The 24,591-nt window shown below is 70.1% G+C and carries 25 protein-coding genes and 2 rRNA genes; 15 read left to right on the forward strand and 12 right to left on the reverse strand.

All coding sequences use genetic code 11. From position 1 onward, the window contains the following. Both AB0N02_RS24700 and rrf read left to right on the forward strand, forming a co-directional pair. Positions 1-97: ribosomal RNA gene (locus AB0N02_RS24700) — 23S ribosomal RNA — on the forward strand; the annotation flags it as partial. A 74-nt stretch (positions 98-171) separates the two neighbouring features. Next, positions 172-288, forward strand: a 5S ribosomal RNA gene (gene rrf, locus AB0N02_RS24705). Positions 289-619: 331 nt separating this feature from the next. On the opposite strand, the gene AB0N02_RS24710 is transcribed toward rrf, so the two are convergent. Further along, on the reverse strand, positions 620-1,087 hold the full coding sequence (locus AB0N02_RS24710; protein ID WP_363950782.1) for an Lrp/AsnC family transcriptional regulator: 468 nt from the start codon (positions 1,085-1,087) through the stop codon (positions 620-622). A gap of 150 nt (positions 1,088-1,237) precedes the next feature. On the opposite strand from AB0N02_RS24710, the gene AB0N02_RS24715 reads away from it, so the two are divergent. Both AB0N02_RS24715 and AB0N02_RS24720 read left to right on the forward strand, forming a co-directional pair. Continuing rightward, positions 1,238-2,095, forward strand: a complete 858-nt coding sequence (locus AB0N02_RS24715) for a phenylalanine 4-monooxygenase (RefSeq protein ID WP_363950785.1) — start codon at positions 1,238-1,240, stop codon at positions 2,093-2,095. Between the two features lie 282 nt (positions 2,096-2,377). Next, on the forward strand, positions 2,378-3,370 hold the full coding sequence (locus tag AB0N02_RS24720) for a serine hydrolase (protein WP_363950787.1): 993 nt from the start codon (positions 2,378-2,380) through the stop codon (positions 3,368-3,370). On the opposite strand, the gene AB0N02_RS24725 is transcribed toward AB0N02_RS24720, so the two are convergent. The 6 genes from AB0N02_RS24725 to hisN all read right to left on the reverse strand — a co-directional run bounded on the left by AB0N02_RS24725 (position 3,343) and on the right by hisN (position 9,254). Beyond that, positions 3,343-4,062 carry a response regulator transcription factor gene (locus AB0N02_RS24725; RefSeq protein WP_363950789.1) on the reverse strand — a complete coding sequence of 240 codons (720 nt, stop codon included), beginning with the start codon at positions 4,060-4,062 and terminating at the stop codon, positions 3,343-3,345. The genes AB0N02_RS24720 and AB0N02_RS24725 overlap by 28 nt on opposite strands. A 25-nt stretch (positions 4,063-4,087) precedes the next feature. Continuing rightward, positions 4,088-4,864, reverse strand: coding sequence for a phosphate ABC transporter ATP-binding protein PstB (gene pstB / locus AB0N02_RS24730; protein ID WP_363950792.1), 777 nt, complete (start codon positions 4,862-4,864; stop codon positions 4,088-4,090). A 15-nt stretch (positions 4,865-4,879) separates the two neighbouring features. Then, complete coding sequence (gene pstA / locus AB0N02_RS24735; protein ID WP_363950795.1) at positions 4,880-5,785, reverse strand: phosphate ABC transporter permease PstA; 906 nt, start codon at positions 5,783-5,785, stop codon at positions 4,880-4,882. Next, positions 5,782-6,756 carry a phosphate ABC transporter permease subunit PstC gene (gene pstC, locus AB0N02_RS24740; protein ID WP_363950798.1) on the reverse strand — a complete coding sequence of 325 codons (975 nt, stop codon included), beginning with the start codon at positions 6,754-6,756 and terminating at the stop codon, positions 5,782-5,784. Before pstC ends, pstA begins: the two co-directional genes overlap by 4 nt. A gap of 4 nt (positions 6,757-6,760) precedes the next feature. Continuing rightward, complete coding sequence (gene pstS / locus AB0N02_RS24745) at positions 6,761-7,882, reverse strand: phosphate ABC transporter substrate-binding protein PstS (protein WP_363950801.1); 1,122 nt, start codon at positions 7,880-7,882, stop codon at positions 6,761-6,763. Positions 7,883-8,450: 568 nt separating this feature from the next. Further along, on the reverse strand, positions 8,451-9,254 hold the full coding sequence (gene hisN, locus AB0N02_RS24750) for a histidinol-phosphatase (RefSeq protein WP_363950804.1): 804 nt from the start codon (positions 9,252-9,254) through the stop codon (positions 8,451-8,453). Between the two features lie 165 nt (positions 9,255-9,419). Between hisN and AB0N02_RS24755 the strand changes: the two genes are divergently transcribed. After that, entirely contained in the window at positions 9,420-9,863 is a 444-nt protein-coding gene (locus AB0N02_RS24755) for a DUF4442 domain-containing protein (protein ID WP_363950807.1), read from the forward strand. 24 nt (positions 9,864-9,887) lie between these two features. On the opposite strand, the gene rsgA is transcribed toward AB0N02_RS24755, so the two are convergent. Both rsgA and aroA read right to left on the reverse strand, forming a co-directional pair. Continuing rightward, positions 9,888-10,928 (reverse strand): ribosome small subunit-dependent GTPase A, encoded by a 1,041-nt coding sequence (rsgA, locus tag AB0N02_RS24760; RefSeq protein ID WP_363951251.1) that lies wholly within the window; start codon positions 10,926-10,928, stop codon positions 9,888-9,890. Positions 10,929-11,097: 169 nt separating this feature from the next. Further along, positions 11,098-12,375: a 3-phosphoshikimate 1-carboxyvinyltransferase gene (gene aroA / locus AB0N02_RS24765; RefSeq protein WP_363950810.1), complete on the reverse strand. Its 1,278-nt coding sequence runs from the start codon at positions 12,373-12,375 to the stop codon at positions 11,098-11,100. A gap of 59 nt (positions 12,376-12,434) precedes the next feature. Between aroA and AB0N02_RS24770 the strand changes: the two genes are divergently transcribed. After that, positions 12,435-13,205 carry an SOS response-associated peptidase gene (locus AB0N02_RS24770; RefSeq protein WP_363950813.1) on the forward strand — a complete coding sequence of 257 codons (771 nt, stop codon included), beginning with the start codon at positions 12,435-12,437 and terminating at the stop codon, positions 13,203-13,205. A gap of 174 nt (positions 13,206-13,379) precedes the next feature. Beyond that, positions 13,380-13,712 (forward strand): TraR/DksA C4-type zinc finger protein, encoded by a 333-nt coding sequence (locus AB0N02_RS24775; RefSeq protein ID WP_363950815.1) that lies wholly within the window; start codon positions 13,380-13,382, stop codon positions 13,710-13,712. Positions 13,713-13,818: 106 nt separating this feature from the next. On the opposite strand, the gene AB0N02_RS24780 is transcribed toward AB0N02_RS24775, so the two are convergent. Beyond that, on the reverse strand, positions 13,819-14,559 hold the full coding sequence (locus tag AB0N02_RS24780) for a methyltransferase domain-containing protein (RefSeq protein ID WP_363950818.1): 741 nt from the start codon (positions 14,557-14,559) through the stop codon (positions 13,819-13,821). A gap of 280 nt (positions 14,560-14,839) precedes the next feature. On the opposite strand from AB0N02_RS24780, the gene AB0N02_RS24785 reads away from it, so the two are divergent. The 6 genes from AB0N02_RS24785 to AB0N02_RS24810 all read left to right on the forward strand — a co-directional run bounded on the left by AB0N02_RS24785 (position 14,840) and on the right by AB0N02_RS24810 (position 20,031). Beyond that, positions 14,840-15,445, forward strand: coding sequence for a sigma-70 family RNA polymerase sigma factor (locus tag AB0N02_RS24785; protein WP_363950821.1), 606 nt, complete (start codon positions 14,840-14,842; stop codon positions 15,443-15,445). A 46-nt stretch (positions 15,446-15,491) separates the two neighbouring features. After that, the gene (gene rsrA / locus AB0N02_RS24790; protein WP_363950826.1) at positions 15,492-15,758 is read left to right on the forward strand and encodes a mycothiol system anti-sigma-R factor; all 267 of its coding nucleotides are present in this window, start codon (positions 15,492-15,494) and stop codon (positions 15,756-15,758) included. Positions 15,759-15,808: 50 nt separating this feature from the next. Further along, positions 15,809-16,753 carry an NAD-dependent epimerase/dehydratase family protein gene (locus AB0N02_RS24795; protein WP_363950828.1) on the forward strand — a complete coding sequence of 315 codons (945 nt, stop codon included), beginning with the start codon at positions 15,809-15,811 and terminating at the stop codon, positions 16,751-16,753. A 341-nt stretch (positions 16,754-17,094) separates the two neighbouring features. Continuing rightward, positions 17,095-18,399, forward strand: coding sequence for an HD-GYP domain-containing protein (locus tag AB0N02_RS24800; protein WP_363950831.1), 1,305 nt, complete (start codon positions 17,095-17,097; stop codon positions 18,397-18,399). Further along, positions 18,396-19,685 (forward strand): HD domain-containing protein, encoded by a 1,290-nt coding sequence (locus AB0N02_RS24805; RefSeq protein ID WP_363950834.1) that lies wholly within the window; start codon positions 18,396-18,398, stop codon positions 19,683-19,685. Before AB0N02_RS24800 ends, AB0N02_RS24805 begins: the two co-directional genes overlap by 4 nt. A gap of 133 nt (positions 19,686-19,818) precedes the next feature. Then, positions 19,819-20,031: a biotin/lipoyl-binding carrier protein gene (locus AB0N02_RS24810; RefSeq protein WP_363950837.1), complete on the forward strand. Its 213-nt coding sequence runs from the start codon at positions 19,819-19,821 to the stop codon at positions 20,029-20,031. 119 nt (positions 20,032-20,150) lie between these two features. Here AB0N02_RS24810 and AB0N02_RS24815 read toward each other — a convergent pair whose 3' ends face one another. After that, complete coding sequence (locus AB0N02_RS24815) at positions 20,151-20,531, reverse strand: thioesterase (protein ID WP_363950840.1); 381 nt, start codon at positions 20,529-20,531, stop codon at positions 20,151-20,153. Positions 20,532-20,556: 25 nt separating this feature from the next. On the opposite strand from AB0N02_RS24815, the gene AB0N02_RS24820 reads away from it, so the two are divergent. Both AB0N02_RS24820 and AB0N02_RS24825 read left to right on the forward strand, forming a co-directional pair. After that, positions 20,557-20,739: a hypothetical protein gene (locus tag AB0N02_RS24820; RefSeq protein ID WP_363950843.1), complete on the forward strand. Its 183-nt coding sequence runs from the start codon at positions 20,557-20,559 to the stop codon at positions 20,737-20,739. 417 nt (positions 20,740-21,156) lie between these two features. After that, complete coding sequence (locus tag AB0N02_RS24825) at positions 21,157-22,854, forward strand: protein kinase (RefSeq protein WP_363950846.1); 1,698 nt, start codon at positions 21,157-21,159, stop codon at positions 22,852-22,854. Positions 22,855-22,888: 34 nt separating this feature from the next. Here AB0N02_RS24825 and AB0N02_RS24830 read toward each other — a convergent pair whose 3' ends face one another. Next, complete coding sequence (locus AB0N02_RS24830) at positions 22,889-24,541, reverse strand: acetolactate synthase (protein WP_363950848.1); 1,653 nt, start codon at positions 24,539-24,541, stop codon at positions 22,889-22,891. Positions 24,542-24,591: the final 50 nt, after the last annotated feature.

The raw sequence follows: 24,591 nt of genomic DNA on the forward strand, positions 1-24,591 counted from the left end.
GTAAGGCTCCCGGTAGACGACCGGGTTGATAGGCCGGAGGTGGAAGCGCAGTAATGTGTGGAGCTGACCGGTACTAATAGGCCGAGGACTTGACCACAAAGCAATCTTTTCTTGCTCGCGTCCACTAGGCAATTCTGAGACAGCAAACAGTGTTTGTGTGTTTCATAGTGTTACGGCGGTTATGGCGAAGGGGAAACACCCGGTTACATTCCGAACCCGGAAGTTAAGCTCTTCAGCGCCGATGGTACTGCACCGGGGACGGTGTGGGAGAGTAGGTCGCCGCCGGACAATCTTTCGGAAAAGGGAGGATCGTCCCCTCGGTTGAGGGGGTGGTCCTCCCTTTTTGGCGTTCCCGGAAGAGGGTTCCGGGGGGGTTCTCCGGGTGTGTGTGGGGGTGTGTGTGGGGGGGGTGTGTGGGGGTTCTTCTTCGGGTGTTTTCCGGGGGGTTGCTGGAGGGGTTCGGAGGGGGTGGGGGACGTGTCTCGTTCGCGGGGGGCGGTCCCCCCTTTTGTGTTTCTCCGGGGGGTGTTCCGGGTTTCGGGGGTCGTGTCTCGTGTGTGGCGGGGGCGGTCCCCCTTTTTTTGTTTTCCGGGGGTTCTTCTTCCGGGTCTTCGCGGGGTCAGTTGTCGGGGGCGGTGTGTAGCAGGGGTTCGATCCGGTAAGGGACCTGGACGGACAGGGCGATGGTGGTGTCGGTGCGCTGAACCGCCGGCGAGGCCAGGACCCGGGCGATGATCTCCTGTAGATCCGGCGTGCTGCGTGCGACCACGCGGCAGAGCAGGTCGGCCTGGCCGCTGGTGCCGTACACCTCGAGGATCTCCGGCACGGGTTTCAGCGCCTCCACGGCCTCGGCCAGGCGGCCCTGGGCGATCTGCAGGGAGACGAAGGCCAGGATCGGGTAGCCGACTCCTTCGGGGGTGACTGTGGGGCCGAAGTCGGAGATCACACCGCGGCTGATGAGTTTCTCCACGCGGGCCTGGACCGTCCCCCGGGCCACGCCGAGCAGACGGGCGAGCTCGGTGAGGCCGACGCGGGCATTGGCGCGCATCGTCACCAGGAGGCGACTGTCAAGCTGGTCTATGGGCATCGCATCAGACTAGGCGATATGACCAGTGTTTGATAGCTACAGCGATGCGATCATGCGCGGATCGCGTAGTAAAACTGCTCGCTCTTGCCAACGATTCCTGATATTGCTGTCATTTTATGTATGTTCGAGGAAGCACAGTATTTCGCACCGGTGGCGACTCGTGACGACGGCAGCGTCGAGGTCGAGCTCGCCGCGAGCCACCCGGGTTTCGCCGATCCGGTCTACCGCGCACGGCGCAACGCCATCGCCGCGCTCGCGGTCGACTACGTACCGGGAACGCCCATCCCCACGGCCGAGTACACCCCCGAGGAGCATGAGGTCTGGGCCCTGGTCAGCCGTGAGCTGGCGATCAAGCACCGTGTGTACGCGACCGCGGAATACCTGGACGCCGTCGAGCGCCTGGGACTGCCCCGCGATCGGATCCCGCAGCTGCAGGAGGTCAGTGACCTGCTGCAGCCGCTGACCGGGTTCCGCTACATTCCCGCCGCGGGCCTGGTGCCACTCCGTGAGTTCTACAGTGTGCTGGCCGACGGGTTCTTCCACTCGACGCAGTACATCCGGCACCACTCCACCCCGCTCTACACGCCGGAACCGGACGTGATCCATGAGGTGATCGGGCACGCGAACTCCCTGGCCTCCGACAGGTACGCGCGCCTGTACCGGCTGGCCGGGAGCGCGGCGCGACGGGTCGAGAGCGACCAGGCGCTGGAGTTCGTCTCGAAGGTCTTCTGGTTCACCCTGGAGTTCGGGGTGATGACCGACCAGGGCGAGCTGAGGGCGTACGGCGCGGGCATCCTGTCCTCCTACGGTGAGATCGAGGAGTTCCGGGGAATGGACATCCGGCCCCTCGACGTCGCCCGTATGGGGACGACCCAGTACGACATCACGAAGTACCAGGATGTTCTCTTCCGCGCGGAGTCGCTGGAGCATCTGGAGGATGTGGTCGGGGACTTCTGGGCCACCTGTGATGACGAGTCCATCGCCAGACTGGTCGCCGACACTCGCTGAGAAGACCTCTGGCGAGGGGCGGACACCGGGACGCGCACGGGAGTGCGCGCCGAACCGGGGTACCGCTCGCCGCTCATCGGCGCCGGCCGGGTCGGGGCATCACCTGCCGCACCGGCGCCGTGGGCGGGCCCAGGACCGGTGAAGGCCGCCGCACACCGTTTGGGGTGTGGTCAAGGGCTCGGCGAGGTTCGGGCCGGGTTTCCCCTCGTTCCCTTCCGCGAGCGCTCCGATGCGATAGATCTCTCGCCCATGGGCGTGTGGGGGAGGACGGAACGGGTCCCGATGGGGAGAGCGACGCGTCGGGCGGGCGCGGCGGCGGCCGTACTGGGGGCCGCGCTCACCTGTGGATGCTCACCGGGGAACGTCATGGGGCTGAGCGTTCCTCTGACGTCGCTCTCGCCGTTCACCCCGGAGACGACGGCCGAGGGCCCCTCCCCGCGGCCGGTGCAGGACACCGGAACTTCGGAGGCGACCCGGCCCAAGGCCCCGCCGAAGGTTTCGGCTCCGAGACTGACCCGCGCTCTCGACCGCTTCCTCGAACCTTACGGCGGCCGGGCCGCCGCCGCGGTACGGGATCTCTCGACCGGTCGTGTCTACACCTATCACCCTGATCTACGGTTGCCGACGGCCAGCACCTCGAAGGTCGACATCCTGATGGCGCTGCTGCTCAAGACACCGTGGCGCGAGCTGGACGAGCGGGGCAGGACCGACGCCGGCATGATGATCCGCTCCAGCGACAACGCGGCGGCCGACCGGCTCTACGAGCGCATCGGCCTGGAGGCGGGGCTGGCGTGGGCGAACCGCAGGTTCGGGCTCAAGGACACCTACGCGCCGCCGGGGCGGTGCGCGAACGTGTACTGCTGGGGCATCACGCAGACCACGGCACCGGACCGGATCAGGCTTCTCGAAACCCTGGTCAGGGACGGGAGCCCGCTGGCCCCGGACGAGCGCGAGAGGGTGCTCCGGCTGATGACGCAGGTGGTGCCCAGACAGAGCTGGGGGATCAGCGCGGCGGCGTGCGAAGGCGGCCGGGTGTCGCTGAAGAACGGCTGGCTGCACCACATGGCCAACAGGCTCTGGGTGGTCGTCAGCGCGGGGCTGATCCGGGAGCCCGGGCACGAGTACGTCGTGGCTGTCCTCACCGAGGACAGCCCGAGCAAGGACGTGGGCATCGCCAAGGTGGAGGGTATGGCCAAGCGCATCCTGGCGGCCTTTCGCGGCGAGCGAGGATGCGCGAGCGGCGAGGATCAGGCCGTCTTGTCGACCAGCCGGTAACCGACACCCCGTACGGTCTGGATCAGCTGGTCGTCGGTGTCACCGAGGCGGGCGCGCAGCCGTTTGACGTGCACCGCGATCGTGTTCGTCGACGTGGTGTCCGTGGAGTTCCAGACGTGACGCATGATCTGCTCGCGGGTGACCGTGCGATGCGCGTTGCGCATCAGGTAGTGCAGGAGCTCGAACTCCCGCAGCGGCAGGTGGACGGTCCGGCCGCTGACTTTGACCTGGTAGGCGTTGACGTCGAGTTCCACGTTTCCGACCACGAGCGTGCGGCGCATGCCTGACTCTCCGGAGAAGGCGGCCTGGACCAAGGGTAGGAGTTCGGGCACCCGGTACGGCCGGGCCACGCAGGCGGTGGCCCCGGCCGCGAGTGCCTGGACGGCCTGCTCGGCGTGGTCCTCACCCACCCCCAGCAGGACGGGCACGGCCCGTGTCAGTCGTACGGCGCGGATGAACTCCACCGCGCCGATGATCGGCAGCGACGCGCTGACGAGCACCACGTCGGGCTGGAGAGCTCCGGCCTGTAACAAGGCTTGGGCGCCGTCGGTCACGCCCATGACCTCGACTCCCTCCCGTTCGAGGGCGTTGGCCAGGCCCTGAACCAAAGCCGATTCCGGATCGGCCACCAGCAGCAGGGGCGCTGTCCGGGTGTCCCCGTTCACCTCGGGTGCCGTCTGCGGCTGGATCACCCGGGTTCCTCCTTATGCGGTTGATTTATCCGAAGCGGCCGGTGATGTAGTCCTCGGTCGCTTTCTGGGTGGGGTTCGTGAAGATTCGTGAGGTGTCGTCCATCTCGATGACGCGACCCGGCTGGCCCTGTCCGGCGAGGTTGAAGAAGGCGGTGCGGTCGCTCACACGCGCGGCCTGCTGCATGTTGTGCGTCACGATGATGATCGTGAACTGGTTCTTCAGCTCCGCCATCAGGTCCTCGATCGCCAGGGTGGAGATCGGGTCCAGTGCCGAGCAGGGCTCGTCCATCAGCAGGACCTCGGGCTTGACCGCGATGGCCCGGGCGATGCACAGACGCTGCTGCTGTCCGCCGGACAGGCCCGCGCCCGGCTTGTTCAGCCGGTCCTTGACCTCGTTCCAGAGGTTGGAGCCCTTCAGAGACTCCTCGACGATGCCGTCGATCTCGGACTTGGCATGCCTGCCGTTGAGCTTGAGCCCGGCCGCGACGTTCTCGTAGATCGACATCGTGGGGAACGGGTTGGGGCGCTGGAAGACCATGCCGATCATGCGGCGCACCGAGACCGGCTCGACGTCGGGGGCGTAGAGGTCCTCTCCGTCGAGCAGGACTTTGCCCTCGACGCGGGCGCCGGGGATGACCTCGTGCATGCGGTTCAGCGTTCGCAGGAAGGTCGACTTCCCGCATCCCGAAGGACCGATGAAGGCGGTGATCGACTGAGGCTCGATCGTCATCGAGATGTCCTCGATCGCCTTGTGCTTTCCGTAGTACGCGTCGAGGCTTGAGACCTGGATCTGCTGGCTCATCTTCGACATTCCTTCCTATCGACCCCGGGCGGGCGAACGCCACCAGCTGATGAGGCGCGCCACCAGGTTGAGCAGCATGACGATCAGAATTAGCGTGAGCGCTCCGGCCCACGCCCGGTCGACGGCGGCGTCCGTCGGACGGCCCGCCTGGTCGAAGACGTAGAGCGGCAACCCCATCTGCGGCCCGTTGAAGGGGTCGCTGTTGATGGAGTCGGTGAAGAAGACGGTGAGCAGCAGCGGAGCCGTCTCTCCCGTGACACGGGCGATCGCCAGCATGACGCCGGTCGCGATGCCGGTGAACGCGGTGGGCAGGACGACCTTGGCGATCGTCCGCCACTTGGGCACGCCCAGCGCGTACGAGGCCTCGCGCAGGTCGTTGGGGACCAGGCGGAGCATCTCCTCGGCGGAGCGGACCACGGTCGGCATCATCAGGATCGACAGGGCGAGGGCGCCGGCGAAACCGGAGAACGGCATGCCCAGGGCCAGGATCCAGAAGGCCAGGACGAACAGGCCGGAGACCACGGAGGGGATGCCGGTCATGACGTCGACGAAGAAGCTGATCGCCCTGCTCAGCCGGTCGCCCCGGCCGTACTCCACGAGGTAGATCGCGGTGAGCAGTCCGACGGGGATCGAGATGATCGAGGCCAGCAGGACCTGCTCCAGCGTGCCGAGGATGGCGTGGTAGGCACCACCGCCCACCTCCCGGGCACCGATGTTGCGCATGGAGTGGGTCAGGAACTCCATGTCGAGCCGGGCGATGCCGTTCCTGATCACCATCCAGAGGACCGCGACCAGAGGCACGACGGCGATGGCGAACGACAGATAGACCAGCGTCTGGACGAGCCGGTCCTTGAAACGCCTGCCCGCCGAGATGCGCTGGATCGCGCCACGCTGGACCGTGCTGTGCTGGATCGCGGTCATGCGGCGGCCCCCGAGAACTCCTTGCGACGGGCGACGATCAGGCGGGCACCGGTGTTCACCAGCAACGTGATGATGAACAGCACCAGACCCGACGCGATCAGCGCGCCGCGTCCGATCGGCGTCGCCTCACCGAACCCGTTGGCGATGTTGGCGGCGATGCTGTTGCCCTGGGGGGTGAGGATCTGGAGGCTGATGCCGAACGTCGCCGGGAAGATGAGCGCGACGGCGATGGTCTCGCCCATGGCACGGCCGAGGCCGAGCATGGAGGCGCTGATGACGCCGGGACGACCGAAGGGCAGCACCGCGGTCTTGATGACCTCCCAGCGGGTCGCGCCGAGGGCCAGGGCCGCCTCCTCGTGCATCCTCGGCACCTGGAGGAACACCTCCCGGGAGATCGCCGCGATGATCGGCAGGATCATCACCGCCAGCACGATCGACGCGGTGAGCATCGAACGGCCCGCGACGACGTCGCCGCTGAACAGGGGGATGAATCCGAGGTACTCGTTGAGGAACTCCGAGGGTCCCTGCATGAAGGGGACGAGGAAGACGATTCCCCACAGGCCGTAGACGACGCTGGGAACGGCCGCCAGCAGGTCGATGACGTATCCCAGGACGCCGGCCATGCGCCGGGGCGCGTAGTGGGAGATGAAGAGCGCCACGCCGACGGCCACCGGAACCGCCATGATCAGGGCGAGGACGGCGCTGATCAGGGTTCCGAACGCCAGGGCCGCGATGCCGAAGGACTGGGCGCTGTTCGGCTCCCAGGTGGTGGTGGTGAGGAAGTTTCCCTCGTTGGCCCGCAGGGCCGGAATCGCTTCGACGACGAGGAAGACGGCGATGGCCGCCATGATCGCCAGCAGGAGGATTCCGGCGCCGGTGGAGGCGTAGCGGAAGGGAACCTCACCTCGGCTGCGCCGCGAGGCGGATCGGCGCTTGGCCGATCCGCCGTCGCGAGAAAGGGAGGTCGCCATTGACTTAGGAGATCGCCTCGACGGCGGTCCGGACCTTGGCGAGCAGCGTCGCCGGCAGCGGGGCGTAGCCCAGGCCGGTCAGCGCCTGCTGGCCCTCGTCGCTGGCGGTGTAGGTCAGGAAGGCCTTCACCAGCTTGGCCTCCTCGGCGGGCAGGCCCTTCTCGCAGGTGATCTCGTAGGTCACCAGGACGATCGGGTAGGCGCCCGCGGCCTTGGTGGCGTAGTCGATGCTCAGCTTGAGGTCGTTGCCCTGGCCGACGACCTCGGCGGCCTCGACCGTCTTGGCCGCGCTCTCCGGGCTCAGCTCGACGAACTCACCGGAGCCGTTGGCGACCTTGGCCTTGGTCAGGCTGGAGTTCTCGGCGTAGGAGAGCTCGACGTAGCTGACCGTGCCGGGGGTGCTCTTGACGGCCTGCGCGATGCCGTCGGAGCCCTTGGCGCCCTGGCCCTTGGCCTCGGCGGGCCACGCCTTGGCGGGCTCGTACGGCCAGCCGGCGGTCTTGGACAGGAACTTGGTGAAGTTGTCGCTGGTGCCCGACTCGTCCGAGCGGTGGAACGCCTGGATCGGGGTCGAGGGGAGCTTGGCGTCGGGGTTGTCCTTCTTGATCGCCTCGTCGTCCCACTTGGTGATCTTGCTGTTGAAGATGTCACCGATGGTCTTCGGCGACAGCTGCAGGCCGTCGACACCCGGGAGGTTGTAGACCACGGCCACCGGGCCGGTCACCATCGGAAGGTTGATGGCCTTGCCGGCCTTGCACCGGGCGTCGGCCTGGGCGGGCTCGCCCTTGTCGTCCTTGAGCGCCGAGTCGGAGCCGGCGAACGAGATCGTGCCCTGGATGAAGGCCTGGACGCCCGCGCCGGAGCCGCTGGGCTGGTAGTTGAGGCTGACGCCCGAGTTCGCCTGCTGGAAGTTCTTCTTCCACTCGTCGATGGCGTTGGCCTGGGCCGAGGAGCCCGCGGCGTTGATCGTGCCGCTGAGACCGGCGGCGTCTGACCCGGCCGAGGAGGCCCCCGAGGTCGGAGCGCTGGACGTGGCGGGGCTGCTGCCGTTGTTATCGGTGCCGCACGCAGCGAGCGAGAGCGCGCCGACAAGGGTTACCGCGGCAAGCCGGCCTGCATACTTCACGGTTGGGTTCCTCCCACTAAGTCCTTCAACGTTCAGGAGAGTAAGGAGGGAAGGTGACCCAAAGCCGGTAGAAAGATGAACGCAAAATGAATGCCTCCGGTCGCGATTGTGGCGATCGGTTGGGCGAGTCTTGGAAGTCCGGCCCGGTGGGCAAAGTCCGGGGGTGGGCGGACTCTACGAGGGAACGGGCCGTAAACGCCGACGTCGGGCGCGAAACGGGAGCGGCGGTGCGGGGGGCGGGTGCCGGGCGAAGCTTTGAACGGTCTTGAACTGGGCGAACCAGGTCTTAACCATGCTGAACGGTTGTTTCCGGTCGATGATGAACGAAGGGTCAAGAGCTTCACAAGGGCGACGCAACCGAGGCAGGTCGGTCGGGAGGGGGAGCCGCCCTGTTCCGGGCGGCTCTGTCCGGCTCCGAAGTCCGTTCCCGTTCCGGATGCCCCGTGCCGTGACCGGGGGCGTTCACCGGGCCGGGCGCCGTTCACCGGCGCCGATCCGCCCCGCTTCGCCGCCCGCCGTACCGGCGCCCGGACGGTCACGGACACGGTGAAGGCGGGCGGTCACCGCACTAGACGGGGAGGGTGAGCGGGCCGCCGCCGAGGCGCTTGAGGACCTCTCCGTGCAGCGGGCCGTTGCTGCAGACCAGGCTGCCGCCGTCCAGGCCGGGAACCCCCGACAGGTCGGTCCAGATGCCGCCCGCCTCCTCGACGATCACGGTCAGCGCCGCGATGTCCCAGGGGGAGAGCTCGGGTTCCGCGGACAGGTCGACCGCGCCCTCGGCGACCAGCACGTGCGACCAGAAGTCCCCGTACGCGCGGGTGCGCCAGACGGACCTGTTCAGGTCGAGGAACTCGTCGAGTTTGCCCGCCTCCTCCCAGCCGCCGAGGCTGGAGTAGGAGAACGAGGCGTCCTCCAGGCGGGTGACCGAGGAGACCTGGCAGCGGGTGGCCTTGGTGAGGCTCTTGCCGGTCCACGCGCCGCTGCCCCTGGCGGCCCACCAGCGGCGGCCGAGAGCGGGGGCGGAGACGAGGCCCACGACGACCCGGCCCTCGTCCAGCAGGGCGATGAGCGTGGCCCAGACGGGGACGCCGCGCACGTAGTTCTTGGTGCCGTCGATGGGGTCGACGATCCAGGAGCGGGAGCCGCTCCCGGTGATGCCGAACTCCTCGCCGAGGACCGCGTCACGCGGGCGGGCCCGGCTCAGCGTGCCCCGGATGATCTCCTCGACCGCCTGGTCGGCGTCGCTCACCGGGGTGAGGTCCGGCTTGGTCTCGACCCGGAGGTCCACGGCCTTGAACCGGCGCATGGTCAGGTCGTCGGCGGCATCGGCCATGACGTGCGCGAGGCGAAGGTCGTCGTTGTAACCCGTCATGATGGGCAACGCTATCGCGTCGGTGGTCTGTTACAGGAGATCGGGGGCGCAAGCCGGGGAATTGTGTCGCGTCACGCGGGTCAACCGGATAGCGGAGGAAACATCCGCCGGACAGCGGGGGGAACATCCGTTGGCTTCGGTGTTACCGGCGAGTAGCATTCGGTCATGACATTCGACGCGGGTGCCTTCGTACTGCAGAGCGTTCCGTTCGCGCGGACGCTGGACATCGCCTTCGACAAGGTCGAGCCGGGGCTCGCGGTCGCCCGCATGCCCGACCGCGCCGACCTGCACAACCACGTGGGCGGCCCGCACGCGGGAGCGCTGTTCACCCTCGCGGAGTCCGCCTCGGGCGCGGCGCTGCTGTCGGCCTTCGGCGACCAGCTGGCGCGGGCCACCCCGCTGGCCGTGAACGCCGCCATCCGCTACCTGAAGCTGGCCATGGGCGAGGTCGTCGCCGAGGCCCGGCTCCAGGCGTCCCGGGAGGAGGTCGTGGCCAGGCTGGACGCGGGTGAACGTCCCGAGTTCGAGATCGCCGTCGGAGTCAGGACCGCGGACGGGACCCCGGTCTCCGAGATGACCGTCACCTGGACCCTGCGTCCCAACCGCTGAGAGCCGTGACGCGCCCGGTCGCCGTCAGTCCTCGTCGGGGGCGCCCTCGCGGCTGGCGAGCAGCCGGCGCAGGGAGACGAGCCTGGCCGGGTCCGCGTGGCCCGCCGCCACCCAGGCGTCCAGGGCGCACTCCTCGCCGAGGTGGTTGCAGCCCTTGGGGCACTCGACCGTGCCCTCGACGAGGTCGGGGAAACCGGCCAGGACGGTCTCGACCGAGACGTGCGCCAGGCCGAAGCTGCGCACGCCCGGGGTGTCGATGATCCAGCCGCCCTCGGGGAGTTCGAGGGCCACGGCGGAGGTGGAGGTGTGACGTCCCCTGCCGGTCACCGCGTTGACGTGGGACACGGCCCGGTTGGCGTGCGGTACCAGGGCGTTGACCAGGGTGGACTTGCCGACGCCCGAATGGCCGACGAGCACGCTGGTCCGGCCGCTGAGACGCTCTCTGAGATCGTCGAGGACGCCGCCCTTGCGGAGCACCGTGTACGGCACGCCGAGCGGGGCGTACAGGGAGATCAGCTCGTCGGGCGGGGCCAGGTCGGACTTGGTGAGGCAGAGCATCGGCTCGATGTCGGCGTCGAAGGCCGCGACCAGCATCCGGTCGATCATGCGGGGCCGGGGCTGCGGGTCGGCCAGGGCCGTCACGATCACGAGCTGGTCGGCGTTGGCGACCACGGGACGCTCGATGCCGTCGGTGTTGTCCGTGTCGTCGGCGGAGCGGCGGAGCATCGAGGTGCGGGGCTCGACGCGGACGACACGGGCCAGCGTGTCCGAGTCGCCGGAGACGTCGCCGACCAGGGCGACCCGGTCGCCGACCACGATCCCCTTGCGGCCGAGCTCCCTGGCCTTCATCGCGACCACGAGCCTGGCGTCGTCGGCCCGGTCCCTCCTGCGGCCGCGTCCCCTTTCGGCGGGCGGCTCGACCAGACAGGTGTAGCGGCCCCGGTCGACCGCCACCACGAACCCCTGGACCGCGTCCTCGTGCGCAGGACGGATCCGGGTCCGGGGCCGGGAGCCTCTTCCCGGCCGGACCCTGACGTCGTCCTCGTCGTATTCGCGCTTTCTCAGCTTCTCCGCCTCTATCTGCCCTCGTCCCGACGGCCGGTCGCCCGTCGGGCATCTCCCAGGCTAAGCGGCCCGCGGCACCGCGACGTGCCCGCCCCGGGGGTCGCCGTGACCGTCCGCCGGCCGGCCGTACCCCCGGTGGTGACCTCCGCCGGGCCCGCCGCGGCACCCGTCACCGGGCGCCCCGCAGCATGGCAGCCCACATGGAGGCGAACTCGGGAAGGGTCTTACCCGTGGTCGCGATGTCCTCCACCTCGACGCCGGGCACGGCCAGGCCGATCACCGCGCCCGCGGTCGCCATCCGGTGGTCGGCGTAGGAGTGGAAGACCCCGCCGGACAGCGGGCGCGGCCTGATCTCCAGGCCGTCCTCGGTCTCGTTCGCGTCGCCGCCGAGAGCGTTGATCTCCGCCACCAGGGCGGCGAGCCGGTCGGTCTCGTGCCCGCGGATGTGGGCGACGCCGCTGATCCGGCTGGGGGAGTCGGCCAGGGCCGCCAGGGCGGCGATCGTCGGGGTCAGCTCGGCCACGTCGCGCAGGTCCGCCTCGATGCCGGTGACGCGTCCGGTGCCGGTGACCGTCAGCCCCGCGGGGGTGAACTCGACCGAGGCGCCCATGTCCGTCAGCAGCTGCCTGAGCTGGTCGCCCGGCTGGGTCGTCTCCGCGGGCCAGCCGGGAACGGTGACGGAGCCCCCCGTGACCATCGCGGCCGACAGGAACGGCGCCGCGTTGGACAGGTCGGGCTCGACGGTGAAGTCCCTGGCCCGGATCGGCCCTGGCTCGACCCGCCAGACGTCGGGCTCGGAGTCGTCGACGTGGACGCCGAACTCGCGCAGCATCGCGACCGTCATCCGGATGTGCGGCTGCGACGGGATCGGCGGCCCCTCGTGCCGCACGGTCACGCCCTTGTCGAACCGGGCGGCGGTCAGCAGCAGGCCGGACAGGAACTGCGAGGAGCCGGACGCGTCGAGCGTGACCTCGCCGCCGGACAGCGGGCCCCGGACGGTGAACGGCAGCGCGTCGCCGGTCACCTCGGCGCCGAGGGCGCGCAGCGCGCCCAGGATCGTCCCCATGGGGCGCTTGCGCGCGTGGGGGTCGCCGTCGAAGGACACCTCGCCGTCCGCCAGCGCCGCCATCGGCGGCACGAACCGCATCACCGTGCCCGCCAGCCCCACGTCGATCCGCGCCCCGCCGACCACGGGACCGGGCGTGACGGCCCAGTCGGAGCTCGAAGGGCTCTCGTTCGAGGGGGTCATCGTGGCGCCGAGCGCCCGCAGCGCGTCCGCCATCAGGTCGGAGTCGCGGCTGCGCAGCGCCAGCCGTACGACGCCGGGGCCGTCGGCCAGCGCGGCCAGCAGCAGCGCGCGGTTGGTCACGGACTTCGATCCGGGCAGGGAGACGGTCGCGCGGACGGGTTCGGTGGCGGTCGGTGCGGGCCACAGCGGAGCGGACATGGTCGAAAGCCTACCGGGACCGGGACACGGCGCCCCCGAACCCGTGGCAGGGTGGTGATATGTGCGGGAGATACGCCTCTGCTCGCCCCAAGCAGGAGTTGCTCGAGGAGTTCCAGGTCGAGCTGGACGGGGCCCCCGACGAGGAGCTCGGGGCGGACTACAACGTCGCGCCGACCAAGCCGGTCTACGCGGTGCTCAGCCGCGTGCCCAAGGCGAAGCCGGACGGCAGGGCGGTGCGGCAGCTCAGGATCGTCCGGTGGGGACTGGTCCCCGCCTGGGCGAAGGACCCGTCCATAGGGTCGAAGATGATCAACGCCAGGGTGGAGACGGTCGCCGAGAAGCCGTCGTTCCGCAAGGCGTTCGCCGGGCGCCGGTGCCTGCTGCCCGCGGACGGTTACTACGAGTGGGCGGTGCTCAAGGACGAGGGCGGCGGGGGTGCCGCCGGGAGGCCCAGGAAGCAGCCCTATTTCATCCGGCCGGCCGACGGCGGCGTCATGGCCATGGCGGGCCTGTACGAGTTCTGGCGCGACCGGGGCAGGGCCGAGGACGATCCGCTGGCGTGGCTGGTGACCTGCACGGTCATCACCACCACCGCGGAGGACGAGCTGGGCGCCATCCATGACCGGATGCCGATGCTGATCGAGCGGGACCGCTGGGCCGAGTGGCTGGATCCCGGGGTGCCGGACGCCGGGGGGTTCCTGGTCCCGGCCCTTTCCGCGGGGCTGACGGCCTATCCGGTCTCCACCGCCGTCAACTCGGTGCGCAACAACGGCCCCGAGCTCGTCGAGCCGCTGCCGGAGGGCGGGGGCGAGGGTCAAGCGCTCTTCTGAAAACTCCCATTAAACGGTGTAGAAACCACGGAGAGTGGGCATCCGCAGAGGAAGGCGATACCTCAGGACGAGTCACCGAGGTCGTCGCCCAGGAACCTCATCCTTTGCCGCCTGCCGGGAGAAATCGGGGAATCCCTTCACAGGCCGCCCTTCACTCTGCGGAGGTGCGGATTCGTGGACGCCGCGACCGTGCGTATACGCCTGGAGAGCATGCTCGCCGAACTCGACCGGTCCATCCGGGTCCTGCGGGGAGATCCCCCGACCGGATGGGATCGCTCCGCGGCGGACGCGGGGTCGGTGCTGACCGACACCGACCGTAACCAGGCCATGCTGGAGGCGGCGACCGATCAGCGCCGCGCGGTCCTGCGGGCGCTCAGACGGCTGGAGGACGGGGTCTACGGCCGCTGCGCCGACTGTGGCGGGGCCGTGCCCGACGGCAGGCTGGAGGCGCGTCCCGAGGCCGCCCGCTGCGTGCAGTGCCAGGCGAGGCGCGAACGCAGGAGGTGACGCCGTGTCGTCCCCACGACGCCGCCGGGCGTCGCGGGGAGACGAGGGGACGACAAGGGGACCGCGAGGAGACGCCGCGTCGCGGGAATCGCGGGAATCGCGGGAATCACGGTCTGCGGGCGCTCGCCACCAGGTGGATGCCCACGGTGTCGTCGTCGTCGGGGTGGGCCTCGAGTTCGGTGTTGACCAGCCAGGTGAGCGCCCGGGAGTCGGAGGCGAGCACGTGGTCGACCGTCGAGGGGGACAGCACCGTGCGGGGCCGTATCCACTCGACCTCCAGGCCCGCCTCGGTGAGCAGCTCGCGGAGCTGGCCGCTGCTGAAGCACCGGGTGATGCTCCCGTCGGGCCAGGGCACGAGCATGACCTCGTCGGTCTGGCGCAGGTGGGCCCAGTAGTTCTGCTCGGCGAGGATCGCCATCCCGAGCACCAGGGAGTCGACGCAGACCAGTGCCCGCCCGCCGGGGCGCAGCACGCGGGCGACGTCGCCCATCGCGGACTCGGCCATGAGCTCGATCGACATCGCGCGTTCCTCGGCGAGCACGGCGTCCATGCTCCGGTCGGGCAGGAAGCGCAGGTCGTCGGCGCGGACCTGGCGGACCTTGGACGCGTCGTGCAGCGGCGCCTGGCTCTCGACGGTCCGCCGGAAGTCGACGACCTCCAGCACCCGGTGTCCGGCCCTGGCCGCCTGGGCGGCCCAGCGGCCCCTGCCGCCCGACAGGTCGAGGACGTTCGACGGCTCCTCCGGCAGCCATCGGCTCAGTTGCTCGGCGGCGACCGCGCGATAAAAGGTCCAGTACGGCCCGAGCGTTCCTGAGCCGTTCAGCTCTTCGGCCGGGATGGGCAGCACAAGCGGCTCCTGGCGTCAGGTTTCCGGTGGTCTCCAGTACCTGCCGGTACGTATGTTTTTCCCCGCCCGGGGGTGTTCGTCACCTTCTATCTTGTGGGAACAGATGACCGGCCGGGGGTGTTGCAGCGGACAACGCAGATCCTTTCGGGAGGTTGGCCAGCCAATGCTCGCCTTGATCGAACCCGTCGTCCGCCCCGGTGATCGGTCATTCCCTGATGAGCGGGTATCCTCCGCTCAGTACGGCGTCCCGCGTCAGCAGGACTCCGGCGATCCTAAGGGGGTGGGTCCGGTCCCTGCGACAGACGAGGAGACTCTGGAGCAGCGGAGCACACGGTTCGAGCGGGATGTCATGCCCTATCTCGACCAGCTTTACTCCGCGGCACTTCGGATGACCCGGAACCCGGCGGATGCCGAAGACCTCCTTCAGGAGACCTTCGCCAAGGCCTTCGCGTCCTTCCACCAGTTCCAGGAGGGCACGAACCTCAAGGCCTGGCTGTACCGCATCCTGACCAACACCTTCATCAACAGCTACCGCAAGAAGCAGCGGGAGCCCAAGCAGTCGGGCGCCGAGGAGATCGAGGACTGGCAGCTGGCCAGGGCCGAGTCGCACACCTCGGGCGGGCTGAAGTCGGCGGAGATCGAGGCACTGGAGCATCTCCCCGACAGCGACGTGAAGGACGCGCTGGCCGCGCTTCCCGAGGAGTTCCGCATCGCGGTCTATCTCGCCGACGTCGAGGGCTTCCCTTACAAGGAGATCGCCGACATCATGGGCACTCCCATCGGGACCGTGATGTCCAGGCTTCACCGTGGCCGCCGTCAGTTGCGGACGCAACTCGAGGACTACGCCCGCGAGCGTGGCCTGGTTCCCGCGGAGGGTGCGAAGTGAGCGAGTGCGGTGACAGGCAGGGCGAGTTTCCGGGCGAGGTGATCGCATGAGCTGCGGCAAGCCCCACGCGACCGACTGCCGTGACGTTCTGGAGAAGGTTTACACCTATCTCGACGGCGAGCTGGACGAGGGCAACTGCGTCGACATCCGCGAGCACCTCGACGAGTGCGGTCCCTGCCTGGAGGAGTACGGCCTGGAGCAGGTCGTCAAGCAGCTGATCGCCAAACACTGCGGCTGCGACAAGGCCTCCGAGGACCTGCGCGCCAAGGTGCTCAGCCGAATCGACCAGGTGCGCTCGGAGTTGACCGGCTGACCTCCTAGGATCTCTCGTACGGCTTTGGCCACACGAACCTGGGGGTCGGCATGCGGATACTCGTCACCGGTGGAGCGGGATTCATCGGGTCCAACCTGGTGGATCGGCTGCTGGCCGACGGTCACGAGGTCACGGCCGTGGACGACCTGTCCGGTGGTGACCGGGCCAACCTCGTCGCGGCGGCCGAGAGTCCTCACTTCACCCTGCACGAGATGGACATCCGCGACCCGGCCCTGATCGGTCTGGCCGCCGAGGTCAGGCCCGAGGTGATCTGCCATCTCGCCGCGCAGATCAGCGTGCGCAAGAGCGTGGCCGACCCGGTCCACGACGCCCGGCTCAACGTCGAGGGCACCGCGTCGGTCCTGACCGCCGCCCACCACGGGGGCACGCGCAAGGTCGTCTTCGCCTCCTCGGTCGCGGTGTACGGCAGGCCCGCGGTCATCCCGGTGCCCGGGGATACGGCCACGGACCCGCGCTCGCCGTACGCCGCCTCCAAGCTCAGCGCGGAGACCTACCTGGCGGCCTTCAAGGCGCTGCACGGCATCGACTACACCACGCTGGTGCTCTCCAACGTCTACGGCCCGCGCCAGTCGCCGGACGGCGAGGCCGGGGTGGTGGCCATCTTCACCGACGCCCTGCTCAACGGCACTCCCACGGTGGTGTACGGCGACGGCGGCCAGACCCGTGACTACATCTTCGTCGACGACGTGGTCGACGGCTTCGCGCGCGCCTGCGGGGACGTGGGCAACGGCCGCAGGTTCAACCTGGGCACGGGCGTCGAGACGACCGACCGGGCGCTGCACTCCCTGGTGGCGGAGGTCGCGGGCGCGCCCGACGAGCCGGACACGGCGTCCGCCCGTCTGGGCGACCTGCCGGCGATGGCGGTGGACCCCGAGCCCGCGTTCGAGGGACTGGGCTGGCGGCCCCGGACGGACCTCGCGGCCGGTCTGAAGGTCACCGTCGACTGGGCGAGGGCCAGGCTCGCCGCGCTGTAGCCCCGGTTCGCCGTGTCGTGACCCCGGCCGGTTCCGGCCGTCACGCTGTGTCTCGGGGCGTTCGCGGCCCGTCCCGGTGGGATGCGGTGGGTCCGAGGTCCCGCGATGGCGTGGGGTGATGGATTGGTTACGCTTTGCTTGCGATTCCCCGTCTGCCGTTCAGGGGTCGGCCCGCTTCTGTAGCCTGAGTTGGGAAATCGACATGGAGGCAGCGCATGTTGAAGGAAACGGTCAGTCCCTTCCACCTGGGGATCTCCTGGACCTGAGCACGCGCACGTAGGGACCCAAGGGTGGCCGCTTTGCGTGGACTGCCGTGGTTTGCCAAGGTCTATTTGGTCGCTGTGATCGGAGTGGCATGCGTGCTGCTCGGATACAGCGTGGCGGGAAGCGGCCGCCTGGAGTGGCTCGACTGGTCGAACCTGCTGGTGCTGGCCCTGCTGTTCCTGGTGTGCGAGTCGGTGCCGACCCTGCTCAACGTCAGGCAGGCGGCGGTCTCGGTGAGCTTCTCCGCCGCGCTCGCCGCGGTGGTGCTCGTCGGCCCCGAGGGCGCCGCGCTGGTCGGCATGACGGCGGTGCTCAGCGTGCGGCCCGGCCTGCCGCTGGTGAAGCGGCTGTTCAACGGTGCCCAGTTCGCCATCTGCGGCTACGCGGCGGGCTGGGCCTACGAGTGGCTGGGCGGCAGGGCCAGGCTGCCCGACATCGCCGGGTTCGACGCCCTGATCGTGCCGTTCGCGGGCGCGGCGGCCGTCTTCGTGCCGCTCAACTTCGTCCTGATCGCGATCGTCCTGGTGGTCACCGGGCAGGCCGACCAGGTGCCCCTGCGGGGCCTGGCCCAGTTCATGGTCTCCTACCTGGGATACGCCACCTTCGGGCTGTTGATCGCCGGGCTGTGGACGACGGTCAACTCGATCTCCGCGGTGCTCGTGCTGTTGCCACTGTTCGTCGCCCGCTGGGCCTTCGGCCAGTACCTCGCGCAGCAGCGTTCCTACGACGCCACGATCGCCGCGCTCTGCCAGGCGGTCGAGACCAAGGACTACTACACCCGCGGCCACTGCACCCGCGTCTCGCTGGCCTCCGGCATGATCGCTCAGGAGATCGGCATGGGATCCGAGCGGCTGCGGGCCATCCGTTACGCCGGGATGCTGCACGACGTGGGCAAGCTGGGCGTGCCGACCAAGGTGCTGCAGAAGGACGGCCCGCTCACCGAGGAGGAGTTCGCGGCGATCCAGCTTCACCCGATGCGGGGACTGGAGATCGTGCGGGGCATCGACTTCCTGGACGAGGCGTTCGCCGGGATCATGCACCACCACGAACGGCAGGACGGAAAGGGGTACCCCATGGGGCTGGCAGGGGACGAGATCCCGGAGTTCGCCCGGATCATCGCGGTGGCCGACGCCTTCGACTCGATGACCTCCGACCGCTCCTACCGGGGGGCGCGCCCGGTCGAGGTGGCCATGGCCGAGCTGCGCAAGGGCGCGGGGACCCAGTTCGACCCGGAGATGGTCGTCGCCTTCATCAAGGCCGTCGACCGCGACGGCTGGGAACCGCCGCGCAAGGTCGTCGCGCCCCCCGCCGACACGGTGGAGACCACCGCGAAGGACCACGACGACCCGACCGTGCCCATCCAGGTGGTGCCCGAACGGTGAGCAGCACCACGACCACCCTCGCCACCCGGGCGTTCCAGCGGCTCGACTCGGGCCAGCTCCTGCTGATCTGCGCGGCCGGGTTGCTGGCGGTCGCCGGGGTCGCGCACACGACCGCCACCGGGCTGCTCGACCCCGAGATCGCCATCGGCTTCGGCGCGCTGATCGCGGCGGGGGAGCTGGCCAGGCTCACCATGCCCGGCAACCGGGAGGTCGCGCCGATCGGCGCGGCCGCCGCGCTCGGCTACACGCTCCTGCTGGACATGGGCGACGTACCGGCCCGGCACCCGGCGCTGCAGGTCATCGCGGTGCTGACGGTCGGCATGATCGCCGGTGCGCTGCCGCACCTGGCGGTCGGCCGCCCGCCCAACCCCGACGCCATGGCGCGCAGGCTGTTCACCGGCGCCCTGCTGGCCCTGGCCTACCGCCCGCTGGCCGGGCCGCTGTTCGATCTCGCCAAGGGGCCGGAGGGCGACTGGTGGCCCGCCCTCGGGGTGATGGCCCTGCTCATCCTGATGATGGTGATGGTCGACGTGCTGCTGGCCGCCGTGCTGCGGGCCGAGCAGGTGCGGGCGGCCTTCGGCGTGGCCGTACAGGACGAGCTGCGGATGGCCGCGCCGTTGTGGGCCGCGGTCGCCGCCTCCGGCATCCTGCTCGCCCTGGCCTCGCACAGCATGGGCATGGCGGCGCTGCTGGTCTTCTCCGCCCCGCTGCTGGTCACCCAGGTCGCCTTCCGCAAGTACGCCGGGATCAGGGCCACCTACCTCCAGACGGTCAGGGCGCTGGCCCGGGTCACCGAGGTCGGCGGATACGTCGAGCCCGGGCACTCCCACCGGGTCAGCCGTCTGGCGGTCGCGACCGGGCGGGAGCTGGGGATGGCCGAGCCCGAGCTGCTCGACCTGGAGTACGCCGCGCTCATGCACGACATCGGCCAGCTCTCGCTGCGCGACCCGATCCCCGGCGGCGCCACGGTGCTCACCGAGCCCGACCAGGCGCGGCGCATCGCCGAGCTGGGCGCCGAGGTGATCCGGCAGACCGGCGTGCTGGACCGCGTCGCGGAGGTCGTCCGCCGCCAGTGCGACCCCTGCTCGGCGGCCCCGCCCATGGCCAGCCGCGTCATCAAGGCCGCCAACGCCTACGACGACCTGGTCGGCGGTTCCACCGACCGGGACCGGGCGGGAGCCGCACTCGAACGGCTCCGCCTCGGAGCCGGCGAGGAGTACGACCCGGCGGTGGTCGAGGCCATGACCCGCGTTATCGACAGGCTCGCCTCGCTGCACCGGCTCTGAGGGCGTGTCCCGAGGGGGTTCCGGCACCCCGCCTTCGCGGGCGGTGACCACGACACCGGGCCGGTTTCGCGAATGAGGGCCCGACGGGCTCCATCTGGCACAGTTGGACCAAAGTGATCGATGGGAGTGTCCGGTGGCTGAAGTACACGCCGAGATGGTGGCCAACGTCTGGAAGGTCCTCGTCGCCGAGGGCGACGCCGTCGAGGACGGTGACACCCTCGTCATCCTCGAGTCCATGAAGATGGAGATCCCCGTCATCGCCGAGGACGACGGCGTCGTCGCCCGGCTCAAGGTCACCGAGGGCGACGTCATCCAGGAGGGCGACCTCATCGCCGTCATCGAGTAGCCCTCGCCCGTCGCCGGAAGGGCCGTCGTACGGCGGCGCCGGGCGGGCGGCCCCGTACGGCGGTGCCGAGGCCGGCGGCGGACGGGCACGCCCGGCGGGGGTGGGTCCCGCCGATCGGATCAGCGGGCGAGTCTGCCGAGGAAGCGTTCGCGGTCGACGACCACGCGCTCGACGGTGCCGGTCGCGATGACGGTCTCGTTGTCCCGGGCGGTGAAGGCGAACAGCAGGCGGCGGCCGTCGACCTCGGTGAGCTCGGCGGTGATCTCGACATGGGCGCCGACCGGGCTGGCCACCAGGTGTTCCAGCTGCGCCCTGGTGCCCACGGTGGTCTCGCCGGGGTTCAGCCCGCCGCCGACCGCCTCGACGGTGGCGCGTTCGGCGAGGGCCAGCACGCGGGGGGTGGCCAGCACGGGAACGTCTCCGCTGCCGACCTGCAGCGCGGTGTCCGCTCTTTCGACCGTGATGACAAACCGGGCGTGCATACCGGGAACGAGCGTCATGCGCGTCAGCATAGGGTCTGCTTCCGTGACGTCATACTGCGACCACTGCGGCCGTCCGGCGGACGAGGGCGACCATGCGCCCTGCCTGGCCGCCCGCGCGATGGAGCCACCCCGTTACTGCGCCCGCTGCCGCCGCCGGATGGTCGTCCAGGTGACCCCGCGCGGCTGGTCGGCGCGCTGTGCCGAGCACGGTCCGCTGAGCGGTTGATCTCGGCTCCATCACCGTTGGGTAGATCTCATTCACTCCGGGGGCGGATTCCTGTGCCCGCTGCGTAGATTCTTCTTTGCCCGGCGATCCCGGAGCGGAGTGCGGGGCGTGCCGTGCCCGCATCCCCGTGTCCCGCCCGGGAACCGGGATGCCCCAAGTGCCCGGTGTGCCGGCGGTCCAGGTCGGTGACGGTGGCCTCCGGGGACGGCGGTACTGTTTTTGCTCTTAGGGGCATATCCGGGCAATCTGTACAAGTACATCTAAAGATTTTGAGATTTGTGCGATGCTACGGCACGCGCCTTGTTTATGAGCTGTCCGGCACTCAGGGTTTCGTTACTTCGCCGTGACGTTGCCGCGATACAAATCCGCTTTGTTGGAGAGCCCAGGGGCGAGAGCGGAGAGGGTTACGGGGGAGTCATGGTGGCCCAAGGCACGACGCTGGCGGGGCGGTATCGCCTGGATACCCGCATCGGCGCCGGCGGGATGGGCGAGGTCTGGCGCGGGGAGGACATCGTCCTGGCCCGTACCGTCGCGGTCAAGGTGCTGCTTCCCGGTCGCACCGACGACCCGGGGTTCCTGGTGCGTTTCCAGGGCGAGGCCAGGGCCATGGCGACGATCAACCACCCCGGAGTGGTCGACGTCTACGACTACGGGGTTCACGAGGTGCCCGGCGCGGGGGCGACGGCGTACCTGGTGATGAAGTTCGTGGACGGCGAGCCGCTGGACCGGCTGCTCGCCCGGCTGGGGAGCATCGCCCCCGGCGCGGCGATGGAGCTCATCGCCCAGGCGGCCTCCGCCCTGCAGGCCGTGCACGACCAGGGCATCGTCCACCGCGACATCAAGCCGGGCAACCTCCTGGTGCGTTCCGACGGCACGCTCGTGCTCACCGACTTCGGCATCGCCAGGTCTGACGCGGCCAGCAGGCTCACCGACGCTGGCATGGTCCTGGGAACCGCCGCCTACTGCGCCCCGGAGCAGGCCGAGGGGGCTCCCGTCACCCCCGCGGTGGACATCTACGCGCTGGGCGTGGTCGCCTACGAGTGCCTGGCGGGGCAGCGGCCGTTCGACGGCGACACGCCGGTCACCATCGCGCTCAAGCACATCCGCGAGGCGCCGCCGCCGCTGCCGCCGCACATCCCGCCCGCGGTCCGCGCCCTGGTCGAGCGGGCCCTGTCGAAGGACCCCGCCCGGCGCTTCCCGAGCGCCGCCGCCATGAGCACCGCCGCCCGGCAGGCCGCCCTCGGGGTGGAGACCGGCGGGGCGGCGTCGCCGCACTTCCCGCAGACTCCGGCCGCGCCGGGGACGCAGGGGGAGGGGACGACGGAGGGCGGCTGGCCGGGCGCGGCCCCGCCGCAGACCGGCTGGCAGGCGGCCCCCGTGCCGCAGGCGGGTGCCTCTCCCGCACCGGCCACGCCGGGTCCGACGACCGAGATCGCCCCGGCGGGACGCGGCCGCCGCGCCTCGCGCAAGCCACGGCGTAAAGGCGGGATGCTGGTCGTCTCCGCCGCCGCGGGCGTGATGTGCGTCGGGCTCGTCGCGGTGGCGATCAACGGGATGGCCGCCTCGGGAGGGGTGACGATCGACCCGGCCGCGCAGCCGGGCTCGGCCGCCACCATCAGCGAGCCGGCGGACCCCCCGAAGACCTCGAACCCCCACAAGACCACCACCCGGCCGCCGCGCACCAGCACCCCGCCCGTGCGGCCCACGCCGACCCAGGAAGACACCCCGACGCCCAGCGACACCCCCACCCCGACCTCGACGCCGACGAAGAGCCCGACCGCGGAGCCGACCGACGACCCGACGGGGAAGCCGAGCCCGACGCCGACCCACACGCCGACCAAGACGGCGGTGCCCAAGAAGAAGGTGCCGAACGTCAGGGATCTGTCGGCCGAGGCGGCCGAGGCCATGCTCCAGAAGGCCGGATTCAAGGTGACGCTCAGCGACGAGACCGACGTCGACCCCTCGGGGTGCATCAAGGTCATCTCCCAGCGGCCCGCCGGAGGGACCATGTGGGATCCCAGGCAGCCGGTCGAGCTCACCGTGGTCAACGACAGGTGCCCGCCGACCCCGACGGCGACCCCCACGCCCACCTCCTCGGCCCGCGCCGCCTCCTAGGAGGCGGCCCGGCGGCCGCCTCCTGGCGGGTGCCTCAGATGCCGGTGGTGTTGCGCGGGTAGGCGACGGCCGGGTCGGTGGCGATGTTCACCATGTACGGCACGCCGGAGTCGAACGCGCGGCGCAGGGCCGGGCCGATCTCCGACGGGTCGGTGACCAGTTCGCCACCGCCGCCCAGGGCGGTCACCACCTGGTCGTAGCGGCACTGCGGCTGCAGGTCGGCGGCCACGTCGTAGCCGTACAGCAGCTGCATGGGGTGCTTCTCCAGTCCCCACATGCCGTTGTTGCCGCAGATCATCACGACCGGCAGGCGGTGCCGGACGAGCGTGTCGACGTCCATCAGCGAGAAGCCCGCCGCGCCGTCGCCGAGCAGCAGCGCCACCTGCGAGGAGGGACGGGCCAGGCGGGCGGCGAGGGCGTAGCCCAGGCCGGTGCCCAGGCAGCCGTACGGGCCGGGGTCGAGCCAGTTGCCCGGCTGCCTGGGCTCGACGTACTTGCCCGCGTAGGAGACGAAGTCGCCGCCGTCGCCGATCACCACGGCGTCGTCGGCCAGGACCTTGCCGAGCTCGCCGTAGATCCGCATCGGGTGGATCGGGTCGGAGCCGGAGGCCAGCAGGTCGGCGTCCGCGGCGGCCGCCGCCGCGGCGGCGTCGTTCAGCCTCGCCAGCCACGGGGCGTACGCCTTGGGGGACACGCCCGCCTCGTTGCAGGCCGTGCCGAGTCCCCAGAAGACCAGCGACAGGTCTCCCGCGGCGACCCCGGAGGGCTGCATGTGGGTGGTCAGCTGCGACGGCGCGTCGGCCAGGTGCACGACCTTGGCGAGCGGGGCGCCGTCCTTGCCGCCGAACCAGCCGTAGCCGAGACGGAAGTCGAGGGGGGCGCCGGCCACGATCACCAGGTCGGCCTGGGAGAAGGCCAGGCTGCGGGCACGGGTGACCAGCAGCTCGTGGCCCGTGGGCAGGACGCCCCGGCCCTGGCCGTTGGGGATGACCGGCAGGCGGAACTCCTCGGCGAAGCCCCTGGCGACCTCCTCCGCGCGGTCCATCCACACGTCGGAGCCCAGTACCAGCACCGGACGCTCGGCCTCGGCGAGCAGGCGGGCGATTCCGGCGAGCGCGTCGGGGTCGGGTTCGAGGGGGGAGGGGGTCAGCGTCTCGGCGACGTGGTCGAGCGGGGGCGCGGGGGCGAACAGGTGGTCCATGTGGAAGTCGAGGAAGACCGGGCCCCGGTGCGGGGCCAGAGCGGTCCGGAACGCCATCTCCACGTCCTCCCCGATCGAGTCGGGGCCCGAGCCGGTGAAGGCCAGCTTGGTGATCGGCGCGAACAGCGGCGGGTGGTCGATCTCCTGGAGCGCGCCGGAGCCCCAGCGGGACTGCGGCGCCCTGCCCCCCATGATCACGACGGGGGAGCCGTTGAAGTGCGCGGTGGCCACCCCGCTGACGCCGTTGGTGACACCGGGACCGGCGGTGAGCACGGCCAGCCCGGGTCTGCGGGTCAGCCGGGCGGTCGCCTCGGCGGCGAAGACCGCGCTCTGCTCGTGCCGTACGTCGACGATCGGCACGCCTTCGTGGACCGCTCCGTCGTACAGCGGGAAGACGTGCCCGCCGGACAGGGTGAACATGGCCTCGATGCCGTAGACCTTGGAGACGGCGACCGCGATGTCACCTGCGTGCTTTGGGGACTCCATATCGCGCAACCTACCAGTCAGTCACTTAGCCGGACAGTGGTTGGTCACCC

Origin of the sequence: Streptosporangium sp. NPDC051022 (genome assembly GCF_040683035.1) — a bacterium.
Taxonomy (GTDB): Bacteria; Actinomycetota; Actinomycetes; order Streptosporangiales; family Streptosporangiaceae; genus Streptosporangium.